This is a genomic window from Limnoraphis robusta CS-951 (assembly GCF_000972705.2).
Window position 1 is genome coordinate 1 of sequence record NZ_LATL02000358.1, and the last position, 14,016, is coordinate 14,016.

Annotated in this window: 13 protein-coding genes; 3 read left to right on the forward strand and 10 right to left on the reverse strand. The window is 39.5% G+C overall.

Annotated elements, in window-relative coordinates:
* The 3 genes from WN50_RS30315 to WN50_RS30325 all read right to left on the reverse strand — a co-directional run.
* Positions 1–330, reverse strand: a 330-nt coding sequence (locus tag WN50_RS30315) for a DUF4435 domain-containing protein (protein ID WP_152964981.1), incomplete at its 3' end; no start/stop codon positions are given.
* A gap of 24 nt (positions 331–354) precedes the next feature.
* Positions 355–1,797, reverse strand: a complete 1,443-nt coding sequence (locus WN50_RS30320) for an AAA family ATPase (RefSeq protein ID WP_046280144.1) — start codon at positions 1,795–1,797, stop codon at positions 355–357.
* A gap of 40 nt (positions 1,798–1,837) precedes the next feature.
* Positions 1,838–2,254, reverse strand: a complete 417-nt coding sequence (locus WN50_RS30325; RefSeq protein WP_235441193.1) for a DNA methyltransferase — start codon at positions 2,252–2,254, stop codon at positions 1,838–1,840.
* 374 nt (positions 2,255–2,628) lie between these two features.
* On the opposite strand from WN50_RS30325, the gene WN50_RS30330 reads away from it, so the two are divergent.
* Together WN50_RS30330 and WN50_RS30335 are read left to right on the forward strand one after the other, a co-directional pair.
* Positions 2,629–2,898, forward strand: coding sequence for a ribbon-helix-helix domain-containing protein (locus WN50_RS30330; RefSeq protein ID WP_046280145.1), 270 nt, complete (start codon positions 2,629–2,631; stop codon positions 2,896–2,898).
* Complete coding sequence (locus WN50_RS30335; protein WP_046280146.1) at positions 2,895–3,188, forward strand: type II toxin-antitoxin system RelE/ParE family toxin; 294 nt, start codon at positions 2,895–2,897, stop codon at positions 3,186–3,188. Before WN50_RS30330 ends, WN50_RS30335 begins: the two co-directional genes overlap by 4 nt.
* 48 nt (positions 3,189–3,236) lie before the next feature.
* Here the strand turns inward: WN50_RS30335 and WN50_RS30340 are convergent, their stop codons facing one another.
* From WN50_RS30340 to bicA, 3 genes are all read right to left on the reverse strand, one after another.
* Positions 3,237–5,345 carry a cation:proton antiporter gene (locus WN50_RS30340; protein WP_046280147.1) on the reverse strand — a complete coding sequence of 703 codons (2,109 nt, stop codon included), beginning with the start codon at positions 5,343–5,345 and terminating at the stop codon, positions 3,237–3,239.
* A gap of 282 nt (positions 5,346–5,627) precedes the next feature.
* Positions 5,628–7,007: a cation:proton antiporter gene (locus WN50_RS30345; protein ID WP_046280148.1), complete on the reverse strand. Its 1,380-nt coding sequence runs from the start codon at positions 7,005–7,007 to the stop codon at positions 5,628–5,630.
* Between the two features lie 225 nt (positions 7,008–7,232).
* Positions 7,233–8,966 carry a bicarbonate transporter BicA gene (gene bicA, locus WN50_RS30350; protein WP_046280149.1) on the reverse strand — a complete coding sequence of 578 codons (1,734 nt, stop codon included), beginning with the start codon at positions 8,964–8,966 and terminating at the stop codon, positions 7,233–7,235.
* A gap of 174 nt (positions 8,967–9,140) precedes the next feature.
* Between bicA and WN50_RS30355 the strand changes: the two genes are divergently transcribed.
* On the forward strand, positions 9,141–10,058 hold the full coding sequence (locus WN50_RS30355; RefSeq protein ID WP_046280150.1) for a LysR family transcriptional regulator: 918 nt from the start codon (positions 9,141–9,143) through the stop codon (positions 10,056–10,058).
* A gap of 50 nt (positions 10,059–10,108) precedes the next feature.
* Here the strand turns inward: WN50_RS30355 and rnc are convergent, their stop codons facing one another.
* The 4 genes from rnc to WN50_RS30375 all read right to left on the reverse strand — a co-directional run bounded on the left by rnc (position 10,109) and on the right by WN50_RS30375 (position 13,484).
* On the reverse strand, positions 10,109–10,798 hold the full coding sequence (gene rnc / locus WN50_RS30360) for a ribonuclease III (RefSeq protein ID WP_046280151.1): 690 nt from the start codon (positions 10,796–10,798) through the stop codon (positions 10,109–10,111).
* A 140-nt stretch (positions 10,799–10,938) separates the two neighbouring features.
* A complete protein-coding gene (locus WN50_RS30365; RefSeq protein WP_046280152.1) occupies positions 10,939–11,703 on the reverse strand; it encodes an NYN domain-containing protein in 765 nt (254 codons plus the stop codon).
* Positions 11,704–12,189: 486 nt separating this feature from the next.
* Positions 12,190–12,597, reverse strand: coding sequence for a thiol-disulfide oxidoreductase DCC family protein (locus WN50_RS30370; protein ID WP_046280153.1), 408 nt, complete (start codon positions 12,595–12,597; stop codon positions 12,190–12,192).
* Between the two features lie 77 nt (positions 12,598–12,674).
* On the reverse strand, positions 12,675–13,484 hold the full coding sequence (locus WN50_RS30375) for a PHP domain-containing protein (RefSeq protein ID WP_046280154.1): 810 nt from the start codon (positions 13,482–13,484) through the stop codon (positions 12,675–12,677).
* Between the last annotated feature and the right edge of the window lie 532 nt (positions 13,485–14,016).

Below are 14,016 nucleotides of genomic sequence, written 5' to 3' on the forward strand. Positions count from 1 at the left end.
ATTGCTATATTCAAATTCCCTAAATTCTCGATCAACAAAGCCTAAAACTCTATTGTTAACATTTGATGGTTCTTGGGCAACTAAGTCACATATTTTTTCTATCTTAGCTCTATTTCCTAATTCTCCTTGTATTCGTTCCGCAGTATCAATAATAATATTTTTTAATAAATCTAATTTTTCTGCTGAAATCCGAGCTTCATTGTTCCTTAAAAGATTATAAATAAGAATAAAAAAATCCTCATCATCAGATCCTTCTAGCAATAAAAACCTGTCCTCTGACATAATTATTTCAGTAACGTATTCTTCAGGAGTTAGCTGTAATCCGTTCATAAAGTCGATACCTTATCCAAAAATTTAAAAGGGAATTCTTTCAAAATCATCATCTAGTATTATATACGTTTTATCTTCATTTTCAAGGGTATCAGTATTTATATTAGCGTTTGCTGTTGGTTGTAGTTCAAGTTTTATCATTCTATCTCGATATTTAGATGCAATAACAGAAGAATGAGTACAAATAATTAGTTGTTTTTCACCGAGTTGTTCAACCATTTCTGGTAATAATTTACGTTGCCAATCGATATGAAGTGAAATTTCTGGTTCATCAATTAAAACAACCCTACCACCACGGGTCATGTGACTGGCGGCATAAATTAAACCTACTACTTGTCTTTCTCCAGATGATAAAATTTGTAGGCTATGAACGGCTTCTTCATTACCTATTTTAACACCCAATGTCGATCTGCTTCGAGGTGAGCTTGTAGAACCTATTTTTAATTGCTTTCTCTCTAAAAATTTATTGACAGATTTAAGATATCTTTCAATATTAGAATAAGCTTGTGTTTGTGCATCCAGTCTTTTTTGAAGAGAATCTTTATAAACTGATAAAACTCTACTAGCAATAGTTTTGTATTTTGGATCTGATTCAAAAGATCTCAACTGTTCTATTAATTTTTCATAAACATTATCTGAGTTATCACGGGTAACTTGAAAAGGTGAATTTTGCAATTTTTCTGAAAGTTCTGTTATTTCTGTAATAACTTCTTCTGGCTCTTTTGTATTATCGTCTGTCTTAGATGATTGAGAAATAGCTTTGGAAAACTGAATAAAAGCTTGTGAAAGCAAATTTCTATCAAGACTTGCTATTTTTAATTGAGCATCTGTTAATTCTGAATTAATATGTTCTTCTATTTCTATCGGTGAAGGATACTTAAGTCTAGGAACGAATTTGCCAAATAGAATACGAGCTAATTCGGTTGATCTTGCTGAACTTCTTAGAACTTTTCTAAAATTAGGTGATCTTCGGGCAAAATATCTAATTTCATTTTCATCTAATGTAGCCCATGCCTCAATCATTGTTCTAAAAGCAGGAAAATAAGTTGCTTTTAAATGAATATCTGGCTTTTTTTTAGAGGATGATGGATGATCACGTCCAACAAGAAAATTTTCACTGTTTTCTTCTTCTTTTTCTTCTTCTAATAATTCTGAAAAATGGTAAGAATCTGCTTCTTGGTTGTCAATATAGATCGTCGTTAAGGTTTCGAGATTAGAATTTGAAGAATGCTGCTGTTCTATTCTTATTTCTGTTTCGTCATCTAATGTAATGGTTAATTTTTGAAACTCTAAATACCCAAAACGTCTAAAATCTTCATTAACTGCATTAGCAAGAATATGTAATAAAGTTGTTTTTCCTGTGCCATTACTTCCATGAATAATATTAATCCCATCTTCAAAATCAAGATTGATATCAAACCTTCCATGTATTCCAATCGCTTCTAAATGCTTGATAAATCGAGACATAACTTTGACTCCTATGACAGTCTTAACTGTAAATTATAGTCTAATATGGAAATTTTTTCAATTTAACACAGTGAAGTATTGGTTCATACATCGAACCAAAATATTTTTTGGCTTGCACTCCAGAACTATCATAATGCCAAACAATTCGACTCAAAATTACTGTTTTTTGCCTTAAGTAAAGATCAAAGTAGGGCATTGCTTGAGTGCTTGTCATCACATATAACGTTCCGTTGGGCTTCAAGACTCGCAGACATTCATCGAGCATTTTATAAGCCCAATTTGCATAGTCTTCTTCTGATTCCCATTTGTCGTAGAAATTTGAAAAACGCTTTCCAATATTGTAGGGAGGATCGATAAAAATAAGATCTACAGAATTAGAAGAAATCTCACTCGACAAAATATGAAGGGCATCGCCGTGAAATAGAGTATGCCTATCATCTTTATATCGTTCAAACATTACTCTTGATTTAATAAACTGTGCATCAACTCACAATATTGACTTTAGGTATTATACACTGTTAAACGGTTTATGACTAAATTGGATGAACGATATTTAGGCAGTCTTCCAGATCATCTCCCTGCCAAGTTGCGGCAAATTTTAGTAAATCTTATGAGAAACCAGATTAGCTATGCTTTAATTTTTGACGGTTGAGGAGGAGGGCTACTCTTTTTAGGGGTGGTTGAACCTGTTTCTTTGAACTGGTTTTTCTACCCAAGCTACCTGAGAAACCGGGTTTCTGGGGCATGGATGGGACGAGAAACAGGCTTTCTGACTAAAATTTTTGCTAGTATGCAGACATTATCATAGAAACCCCGTTTCTGGAGAAAGCCATGCAAATCACTTTAAACGAGCAACAACAGAAGTTTATTGCTGCACAGTTAGCCAGTGGCAACTTCACCCATCCCGATGAAGTCGTCAATGTCGCCTTTCGTTTGCTGGAGAAATTACAAACCGAGTATCAAGACTGGCTCACAGAAACCCGTACCAAAGTCGAAGCAGCCGCTTTAGAACTCGAACGGGGCGAAGGTTTAGATGGCGAGATGTTCGTTTCAGAAATTCTGGAGCGGTTTCAACAGGCGAAAGGAGTACAACCAGAGTGAGTCAGTATCGGATATCGCCATCTGCTAGTTATGATTTGAATGAGATTGCGGACTATTTCTTAGAGCGGAATATCATAGCTGGAGAGCAGTTTTTTCAAGAGTTTAACCGCAAATGTCAATATTTAACACAGTTTCCCTACATGGGGAAAAGCTATCGGCATTTATTAACAGATTTGCGCGGATTACCCCTAGACGGGTACATCATTCTTTATCGCGCAGTCGGAGAAACTGTTGAAATTTTGCGGGTTGTGCATGGGCGGCAGAACTTAGAAGAATTATTTAGAGATTGAGTGGATGCGGTAAGAAACCTGGCTAATATTCTTTCTATGAATATCACTTTAAGAATGGGGTTCTCCAAATAAAACAATAGAACAATTTAGTTTTTTAATCGCCTCAGTGGTTACATCACTCACTGCTAAACCGCCAGCAGTACGACGACGCATCGAACGCAAAACGACGAGATCAAAAGACTTCGCCGCTCTGATGATCACTTTAGCGACATCATCATAAGCGACGGTTTTAATTCTAGCCTGAACTTGAGGCCCTCCTTGGGCTAAAACCTCTGCCATTTCTGATTCAAATTGAGCAATTTGTGTGGAGGAGGTGCCGCGATCGCAAATATGTAATAAAACAATTCTCCCCTGATTGGCATCAGCAAACAGTTGAGCGAAACGGACTGTTCTAATGGCTTGGGGCGTGATATTTTTAACGGGAACTAAAATGCTGCGAATATTAACGGGTTCATCTAATAGCTTGACCATTGCTACCGGACAATGAGAAGACCAAAAAACATTATCAACTAAACTGCCAAATAACCGCGCCCGTAAACTGGCTGTCGAAGCACTCCAACCCATGACAATTAAGTTAGCATTTTGTTCACGAGCAGAGCGACTAATTCCTTCTGCAACATCATCATCAATGCGAACTTTGGGTTTAGCTTCAACCAGAAATTCTCTGGCGACTTCGACACATCGTTCTAACAGGCGATCGCTTTGTTCTAGGGCTAGATTTAACTGCGGTGCGTCCATGTGAGCATGGGCTTGAGTAATCGATAGAGGAACAACGATACCCGACTCGTGACGGGCGAATAAAGCCGACATTTCTATTAAATATCGTTGGGAGAGGGGGTTGTAGACAGGAACTAAAACTGTAAATCTATTTTTGAGTTTGCATCCGGTCAATTGACTTCCTGTTTTAGGAGGAGAATAAGGTTCAACAGGTTCAATTCCTAATACCCAATCTTCCGATTTTGGTTCTAAATTCTCTTTGGGTATGGTTAAATTTCTGGCTGTACGGGCTGTTAGAATAGGGCCTAAAATGGAAGTAACCAGCATTAATACAATCACACTATTAAAGAGTTCTTGACTGAGAAGACCTGCATTTACCCCAACTAAAGCGGCTGCTAAGGTAGCTGCAACTTGGGGAAGGGAAAGTGACCACATGGTTAGGGTTTCATTCCAATTATATTTGTAGAGCAGTTTGGTAGAAAAAGCCGCTAGAAATTTACTGCCGATTAATCCTAAAACGATAGCCAGTGTTAAGCCTAATCCCGTAGTTAGACTGGTTACAAATGCTGGAATATCTATCAGTAATCCCATGTCAATGAAGAAAAAGGGAATAAACAAGGTACTTCCCAAAAATTCCACCTTTTCTTCAACGGGACTGTGACCTAAAACATCATTAACAGCAAGTCCGGTGAGAAACGCCCCAACAATTTTATCAATATTAATCACTTGTGCGCCGACAGAAGCCAGAAAAACTGCTAATAAAACAAACAAAAACTGATTTCCTTGTTCATCTCCCGTGCGGCGAAAATATTCTTTTCCTGCCCAGTCTAAACCCAATAAAACGATAGCAGAATAAAGAGCTAATGCTATAAGTTGAATAATCAGAGAAAGGGCTGAAAATTCTCCACCATGAATAGAGATACAAATTGCTAAAACGAGAAGTGCAGAAACATCCGTAATAATTGTTGCCCCAATACTAACCGTTACTGCTTCATTTCTGACTACTCCTAAACGATTAACAATGGGATAGGCCAGCAGGGTATGGGAGGCGAGGAGAGAACCAATTAAAATCGAAGCATTTAACCCAAAACCAAACATTAAGCCGATGGATGTTCCTGTTGTGAGAGGAATTGCAAAAGTGGCTATTCCAAAGCATAATGAGCGATTTTTTGTGCGTCTAAATTCTTCTAAATCAATTTCTAAACCGGCTACAAACATCAGATAAATTTTACCAATGTCTGCAAAAAGTTTCATGGTTTCAGAGTCAGAGTCCAGCAGTTGAAATCCGTTTTTTCCTAAAACAACTCCGGCAACCAGTAACCCAACTAATCCCGGAAGTTTCAATCTTTCAAAGATTGGGGGAATCGTTAAACAGACGAGAATCAAAATGGTAAAGGTAACAACTGGACTATTTGGAATTGCTTGTAAAAAATTATCCATTTTTATTCTTGATGGGATTTGCTTTCAAGATCGTTAATGACCTTTAAGAAGACATAAAATAACAATTAGATTAGGGGAAAATTCAGAAACTTAAATTTTCAATAGCTTACCTCTAACAGACTTGATTTTCAGTATTCTATCAAGCGAAACACCAAAACCAGAGAACAGTTGTCAATATACAACAGACCGTTCTCTGGTTTATGAATTCAAATCAATTGATACAATGAGGGATGAGTCTAAAGCTTCAACCGACCTGATCTGAGGTTCTAGGATGAAAACGGTCTAGAGATTCCCCTTGTACTCTATAGCAGATTCGTCTGATTGTACAGACTTTTTAAAGGCAAACCGCAAAAAGGGCGGTGCAAGGAACGTCGTCAGAATCACCATGATAATGATAGCAGCTTCTAGGGGTTTACTGAGTACGCCACTAGCCGAACCGATTCCTGCAAATACTAAACCGACTTCACCCCGAGGAATCATTCCGACGCCAATGGCTAAACGGTTAATTTGGGGTTGACCAAAAACCGCCCAGCCTGTAACCATTTTACCAATGATGGCAACAACAATTAAGAAAGTGGCAATAATTAAGCCTTCACGGTTAGCGGGAACTGCGGGATTTAATACGCCTAAATCTGCTTTAGCGCCAACGGTTACAAAGAAAATGGGAACTAAAATGTCAGCAATGGGAATCACTTGTTTATCAAGTTCTTTGCGTTTGTCAGTTTCATCGAGAACTAACCCCGCAGCAAACGCCCCTAAAATGGCTTCAAGATGAATCGCATTGGCTAAAAATGCCATCAAAAAGGCAAAGGTAAACGCCGGAATCACTAACTGTCCTCTCGTTTGTAGACGATCTGCGATCGCCACAAAAGAGGTATTAAAGAATTTCCCGAGTAAAATGGAACCGAGTAGAAAAGCGGTGGCACTAATAATCAGATAAACAACGTTGAGAATGTCTATCTCGCCTGTTTTAGCTAAACTAGCAACAACGGCTAAAACAATAATACCGAGAACATCATCAATGACAGCCGCCCCAACAATAATTTGACCTTCTTTTGACTTGAGATGTCCTATTTCTGAGAGAACTTTTGAGGTAATTCCGATGCTAGTTGCTGTTAATGCAGCCCCGGCAAAAATAGCAGGAATTGATGGAACGCCAAAGAAATACATCAGTCCTATAGTACCTGCGGCAAAGGGTACGGCAACACCAACAACCGCCACAACTGCCGCTTGATAACCGACTTTTTGCAGTTCTCTAAGCTCTGATTCTAAACCGATTTCAAACAGGAGAATAATCACTCCTAATTCGGCTAAAACAGAAACAACTTCACTTTGACTGGCAAAAATTGAGGTGACTGACTCAGGACTCAAATCACTAATTGACTGCAAAAATGTCATTAATAAAGAATCTGAAGCCGTTGCACCACTTTCAGGAAAAACTAACAGATGAAGTGCAGAAGTTCCAACAATAACGCCGCCAATCAGTTCACCTAAAACGGGCGGTAAATCTAAACGTTTTGATAACTCTCCGCCGAGTTTGCTGGCAATATAAACGATAACCAAACTGAGGAGAACAGCCGTTAACACTACGGTAGAATTTTCAGCTTCTGTGGTGGTTGCAAAGATAGGAAAAGTGAGAGGAAATCCTAAATTTTCTAGCATGATTCTGAATGAAATTACTTAGTGAGCAAAATCAGTTGGGTTAACAATATTGATTTCCAATTGGGGAAAATATCACACCCAGAATTATTGGAAAAACAGAAGGGGCAGAAACATTTGAGTTGTGAAGGGATTTCTGCCCCCGATTGTTGAGATCGATCTCAAGAGGATTAGGAAAAAGCCCCGATATAGGGAGAATATTAGGAGTTAAAAATCGGGGCTAGACAATCAAGATTTTTGCAGTGCTGTGGTATCAGGTGGAGTGATGGGATAGTCATTCATTCCTTGACCATCATCGCTTTCAGGTTGAAAGTTTTCACCATTGATAATAGCCATAGCACGCCGTACAGCAGCAACCCGGGTTGCAACTCGATTTTGTTGAGGTAAACGATCCAAGATATTAAAGCGTTGGAGGCGGTTTGTCACCTTATCTTCACCACCGACAATATAAACATCAATCGACTTGTTATAGGCGGTGTCGATCATTTTTTCTAACGCCAATGTTGCGGTTACACCGAGAAGCGGCACCTTACTTAAGTCAATGATGATCGCTTGATAATTATCTAAAATGGTTTGACGTTGAGTAATGGCTTTTGCTGCACCAAAGCTCATCGGGCCACCGAGATCAAGTAAGAGAATACGACCATTGGCTTGTTTCATTAACTGTTTGACTTCTTCATTGACGAGAACTTCATCGTTGTGTGTATCAACAGCTTTTACCTGTTCGGCTTGAATATCTGCTAGACGTTTGATGGTCAGCATATTTGCCACGAAAACCCCAACGCCAACCGCGATAATTAAGTCATAGAAGACCGTCAGCAACACCACACCATACATGATGGCAGCCGCTTTAATTGACAGTTTGTGAGCGCGTTTGAGGAATTTCCAGTCGATAATATCAATACCGACTTTCAGGGCAATTCCCGCTAGAACCGCCATCGGAATACTTTGAGTTAAAGGTGCCGCAACTAAGACAATGACTAATAAAATTAAGGCGCGAGTTAAACCGGAAACCGCCGTGCGACCCCCCGCTTGGATATTAACAACGGTTCCCATTGTTGCACCAGCACCTGGTAAACCGCCACACAGTCCAGAGACGAAGTTACCAAGACCTTGACCAATCAGTTCTTTATCTGAGTCGTGTTGAGTTTGAGTTAAACTATCGGCGATTACAGAAGTTAACAAAGAGTCAATACAACCCAGCATCCCCAGAACTAAACCATCAATTAACATCCGATTTATCTGTTCTAGGGAGAAAGTGGGCAGATTAATAGCAGGTAAGCCCATCGGAATTTCGCCAATGCGACGAATTTCCACATTTGAAAATAACAGCAGAGAAATCAGAGTTCCTGCAATTAAAGCAATTAATTGAGGGGGGATCAACTTCTTCAGTTTTTGGGGCATGAAGAAGATAATCCCAATGGTTAGCGCACCCAAAAGGGTTTCTACGGGATTGATATTGGCAATTAGGTTGGGTAGGTTTTGCAACGTTCCCAGTACCCCGCCTTTGGGGTTCGCTTGTCCGAGAAACGGCCCAATTTGAAGAATAATCAGGATGATCCCGATTCCAGACATGAACCCGGAAATCACGGTGTAGGGCATCAGGGTAATGTATTTACCCAATTTCAACACCCCAAACACGATTTGAAAAATCCCCGCTAGCATCACAACGGTAAACGCCATTGCCATCCCGTTTTCGGGGTCTGATGCCATGAAACTTGCAACAACAGCCGTAAACACAACGGTCATCGGGCCAGTGGGTTCAGAGATGAGAGTGGGTGTTCCTCCAAATAAAGCGGCAAAGAAACCGATTAGAACTGCACCCCAAAGGCCTGCTGCTGCTCCTGCACCAGAAGCGACCCCGAAGGCTAGAGCCATTGGCAGGGCAATGACTGCGGCGGTGACTCCTCCAAAAATGTCACCTTGTAGATTCCTGAAATGGATTCGATTTGTAATCTGCATGGGTTTGTGAAATCTGAGTAAATGCTTAAATAGACACCAGTCTATCGTTATTTTATTATTGATTGACTTACGTCTATGGTTAGCATACCATTAAAATCGAAATAGAACGCAACCTTCTTCATATTTCAATTGCTTATAGCGATCGCAAACCGTATCTAATCAAAGGAGGAGTTCTTGATCCAGGCAACCCTACATCAGCTTAAAGTATTTGAGACTGTGGCTCGTCACGGCAGTTTTACCAAAGCCGCCGAAGAGTTGTATATCACTCAGCCCACAGTTTCTAGCCAAGTCAAGCAACTAACTCAGGCGGTTGGCTTACCTTTGTTTGAACAAATTGGTAAGCAACTCTATCTCACAGCAGCCGGCCGGGAGTTATCCGCAACCTGTCACGACATCTTTGAGCAACTCGACAACTTTGAGATGAAAGTGGCAGACTTGAAAGGCATGAAGCAAGGAAAACTTCGTTTGGCGGTTGTGACGACGGCTAAATATTTTGTTCCTCGAGTTCTCGGTTCGTTTTGTCAAAAGTATCCTGGAATTGATGTTTCCCTTCAGGTGAACAACCATCAGGAAATCATCTGTCGTATGCAAGATAACCTCGATGATCTTTATATTCTCAGTCAACCTCCAGAAGATCTCGATCTCTGTGCCGAGCCTTTTCTCGATAACCCCTTAGTTGTGGTGGCTCGTCGCGATCATCCTCTTGCTAAACAGAGAAATATCCCCATTAAACAACTCACAGGTGAAGCGTTCATCATGCGAGAACCGGGTTCAGGAACTCGAAAAGCTGTACAAAACTTGTTGGACAAACACAAAGTTAAAGTACACGTTCGTTTGGAACTCGGAAGCAATGAAGCCATTAAACACGCGATCGCTGGCGGCTTGGGAATTTCCGTTCTTTCTAAGCACACGCTTGTTTGGGAAAATGTGTCTGGAGAATTAACCATTTTAGATGTTCAGCACTTCCCCATTCAACGTCGTTGGTATGTGGTTTATCTCGGTGGAAAACATCTCTCTGTCGTCGCTCAGACGTTCTTAGAATATCTCATCCAAGAAACTCAACACACTCCTGAGTTAGCAATGCTAGCCTAGTTCAGTTTACAGTCACCAGTGACAGGCTTTGCCTATTCCCTGTTCCCTCTCTAAACAATTCCCACTTTTTTTAAGGCTGCTTCTGCGGCTTTTTTTTGAGCATCTTGTTTTCGACGCCCTTTTCCTGAACCATAGACTTGATCTCTAACCCGTACTTCTGCGATAAATTCTTTGGCATGATCAGGGCCGAATTGATCAACAATAACATATTTTGGATTTTCACCAAATTCTGCTAACGCCCATTGCTGAAATCGATTTTTTGAATCAATTAAACTTTCAGAATCTTTTTCTTCGGCGTTTATGCCAATAATTTGATCCGCAACTTTTTTAAACAAAGGCGTAATAAATTCTCGGACTTTCTCTATTCCAGCATCTAGATAATAAGCACCAATATAGGCTTCAAACGTATCACTGAGTAATGCAGGATTTTGGTAGCCCCCATCTCGAATGGCTCCTTTTCCTAGTCGCATGATTTCTCCCATCCCCAATTGAGCCGCAAATTTTCCCAGTTGTTGTTCATCAACTAATGCGGCTCTTAAACGAGTCATTTTGGCTTCGCTGAGTTCTTCTGAATTATAATGATAAAGTAATTCACCGACAATAAATCCTAAAACTGCATCTCCTAAAAATTCTAAGCGCTCGTTATCTTTTCCGTCTCCTGGATGTTCGTTAACATAGGAACGATGGGTTAAAGCCCGTAAGCGGAGTTTTTCATCTTTTATTATGGGAAGTTTATCCATTTTCAATGTTTTCTACTCGTTTCACACTTCAGATCATAGATTTTTTTGTTTCCTCACTCTGAGCAGTTTATCATTTAATAATGATTCTCTGCAACAAAGTGAGGATTTTTAACCCAGATCATCTGTGACGAGCATTCATTCTATTTTAGATCCTGAACTAATAGGATCTCTTGATTGACTTTTTTGATCATTCCTTGATCAATGAGTGTCTCTAAAAATTTACTAAATTTATAAAACTTGGTTCCATCCGGTTTACGGATTGATGAAACATTTTTATAATTGGGAAAATTGGGATTATCGTGCATTAATTTCCCAATGTAACCGACTGTAGCAGATTTCCCGCTATTAACAGCAGTTTGTATGGCTTCTATCAGACATTTTACCGCATCTTCATAACTAATGTAAGATTCTGTTGAAGGAATTTCAGAAGAAAGATTTTTCACTAATTCAGGAAGTTCTTCTATGTAGTAAAATTCATCAACCTCTTTCTCTAAAGATTTACAGTAACTTTTTTTTCGTGAAAACACAACTAATTTTATGTTGTCTTGCTTCAGTCTTTCCTGTAACACCTGAGCATAGCAATCTCCTGTTACTAATATAATCGTTTGCAATAAACCATTCTGACCAATTGTAATCCCACAATCAACTCCTAAAAAATGATCTACCGCATTTTTATTTTTATCAGTATTTGGTACCGGAATACACTCGAAACCTAGCTTTTCTAAATGATTTTTAGCATTTTCATTCCACTGACAACTGTAAGCTTTCAAAGTCACAACATATCCTCGCTGACGAGCAAATTTTAACAAATCTGAGGCGATATTACATTGAGATACATTTTCATAATCCCAAAAAATTGCTTCTAACTTTTGTGAGTTGTTCGACTGATTTTTGTTGGTATTCATAGCTTTAGTCTCAGTGAAGTTATTGACGGTTAACTCACCTAGCACTAACGAAGTATTCTGTTATGAACTTCTCGAAAATTAATGGCTTCTTTCCAAAAAATAGAAGTCATTATCAAGGTTGCTTCAAAGGAATGCTATCTAAAACTTAGATATAGCATTTCCATTTGAAACTAATAAATTCAAATCCAGAACACTTTACATCAATATGTCAGCTAATGTCTCACGACCCGCAATATGTAATGTATGCCTAAGTATGTGTATGTACATTGGTAGTAGTGCTAAGTCAGACCTGAAGAACTAGGTTTTGCAGAAGATTAAAGCTTTTAGCTAACTTGCAATCTAAGCTTTCGGCTGACCTGACGTAACAACCAATCGACACACCTATACCAGCAATACAGAAATTTTCCGGACGGTGAGACAGCAGCCCACAGTTAGTTTTAGGTGATGGGTAGCATTATACTCTCAATGATGGCGATCGCGCAACCCCTAATTTTTTTGACAGCTATCACAACTGGGGTAAGCTGAATTGTAGGTACTCTCACGCTGACCAAACCACTGATAACGATTATCGCGGACTTGTTCATAAAAGCGATCGCCTGTCCATTTTAGCCCAGGTAAAGCCCGATAGGCACTGACAAATAGATTTCCTGCGGGTAATAAATTCCCAATTTCTTCTGCTGCATCACTACCTTGCCAACGACGCTCGGGGTTGTTAGCATCTATTAAAATCATCCCCTGTTCACAGTCTGTTGATGTAATCCCAAAGCGCTTAAGTTCTGCTTCGTTTTGCATGGGGATATATTGAAATTGCTGACCTTGATCTAAGTTCTCTAAAAATTGTACTAAAGTGACACACAAATTGCAATTACCATCGTAAACTACATGATAAGTCATGGCTTGATTATTCCTAAGATGTTGATTGGATTCTTGTCAGATTTCTGTCTTTGATTGAAGTGAAGATTCACTTCCCATTATTCTACAAAATGGGTGGCTTTTTGTTTGATCTGTTCGAGCAGTTCCAAGGACAAATTAAATTGATTTAAAGTTGTTCCTCCTGAACCATGATAGTCACTGCCACCCGTTTTCAGTAAATGATACTCAGTACATAGGAATTCTAAATGCTGAATTTGTTCGGGGGTATGACTGGGATGATAAACTTCAATTCCCATTAATCCGGCTTGAACCAATTCTTTTAACACCGTTTCAACTTCTCCTCCCCGAAACAAATAAGGATGCGCCCAAACGGGAATTGCATCACAATCTAGCAAAAGTTTAATGCCTTCTTCTGAAGAAAATTTTTCATATTGAATAAAGGCACTTTGATCATCACCTAACCATTTGTCAAAGGCTTCTTTTTGAGATTCAACGTAACCTGCTTGTACCAAAGCTTTAGCAATATGAGGACGAGAGGCAGCTATTCCTTCTCCCATCGGGGGTAATTCAATGGGATAACCGAGTTCGGCTAATTTATTAATAATTTTTTGAGCGCGTCTTTTGCGTCCTTCTAAGCGTTCTTTGAGGGGATTGTAGAGTTTATTTTTATTCGGGTAAAATCCGAGAATATGCAAAGATCGCTCATTATAAACTGTAGACAATTCGACTCCGGGAACAATTTCGATATCGGCGTCTTTAGCAGCAGCAAAGGCTTCTTGCCAACCGGAAAGTGTATCATGGTCGGTGATAGCGATCGCTTTGACTCCGGCTTGTATCGCTGCTTCCACTAATTCGCTGGGAGTCAGTGTGCCATCGGAATAGGTGGTGTGACAGTGAAGTTCTAGCATTTTGACGCTGTTGCAGGGAAGACAGTTTGATTTTAAACGAGTTTTAGAGGATTGACCGAAATTGTTAGGCTTGGTGGTATCCTCTCAAGAGGGTCAGTTGACAGCAACGGCCGGAAAACGAAAAAATTGCTTTACCAGTCGATTGGTTTTATGGTAGCTTTAGTTTAACTACATCTAGATATCCGTTAATTTACGGAATTTAGTGAACTTACAATTGCCATCTGGGTCTTGAAGTGCTGAATTGTTACTGAAATTGGTGTAAATTTTTTGATCAATTGTGGATCAATTGATGCAAGTTTCAGTATTGAGCAAGGCAGTTGGTGCAAAGAATGATTCACTTCTCTACCGATAGTTACCGGAAATTGCCGCACACGCCCCTACCAATAGGTATGGGGATACAAGGCACAAGGCAAGGAAATGCTATAATAACTCTACTGGCAGGGTATTCAACCAGTCTAAAAACCCAGCATCTAATGGATGCAATTAACCTTGAAAACTTAAGGTATGGGGTTCTTGCAAGAAATGCTTTGGC

What these genes read in the sequence shown, in the direction of transcription:
- WN50_RS30320 (WP_046280144.1), bottom strand. Translation starts at nt 1,797, where the DNA reads ATGTCTCGATTTATCAAGCATTTAGAAGCGATTGGAATACATGGAAGG.
- WN50_RS30325 (WP_235441193.1), bottom strand. Translation starts at nt 2,254, where the DNA reads ATGTTTGAACGATATAAAGATGATAGGCATACTCTATTTCACGGCGAT.
- WN50_RS30330 (WP_046280145.1), top strand. Translation starts at nt 2,629, where the DNA reads ATGCAAATCACTTTAAACGAGCAACAACAGAAGTTTATTGCTGCACAG.
- WN50_RS30340 (WP_046280147.1), bottom strand. Translation starts at nt 5,345, where the DNA reads ATGGATAATTTTTTACAAGCAATTCCAAATAGTCCAGTTGTTACCTTT.
- WN50_RS30345 (WP_046280148.1), bottom strand. Translation starts at nt 7,007, where the DNA reads ATGCTAGAAAATTTAGGATTTCCTCTCACTTTTCCTATCTTTGCAACC.
- bicA (WP_046280149.1), bottom strand. Translation starts at nt 8,966, where the DNA reads ATGCAGATTACAAATCGAATCCATTTCAGGAATCTACAAGGTGACATT.
- rnc (WP_046280151.1), bottom strand. Translation starts at nt 10,798, where the DNA reads ATGGATAAACTTCCCATAATAAAAGATGAAAAACTCCGCTTACGGGCT.
- WN50_RS30365 (WP_046280152.1), bottom strand. Translation starts at nt 11,703, where the DNA reads ATGAATACCAACAAAAATCAGTCGAACAACTCACAAAAGTTAGAAGCA.
- WN50_RS30370 (WP_046280153.1), bottom strand. Translation starts at nt 12,597, where the DNA reads ATGACTTATCATGTAGTTTACGATGGTAATTGCAATTTGTGTGTCACT.
- WN50_RS30375 (WP_046280154.1), bottom strand. Translation starts at nt 13,484, where the DNA reads ATGCTAGAACTTCACTGTCACACCACCTATTCCGATGGCACACTGACT.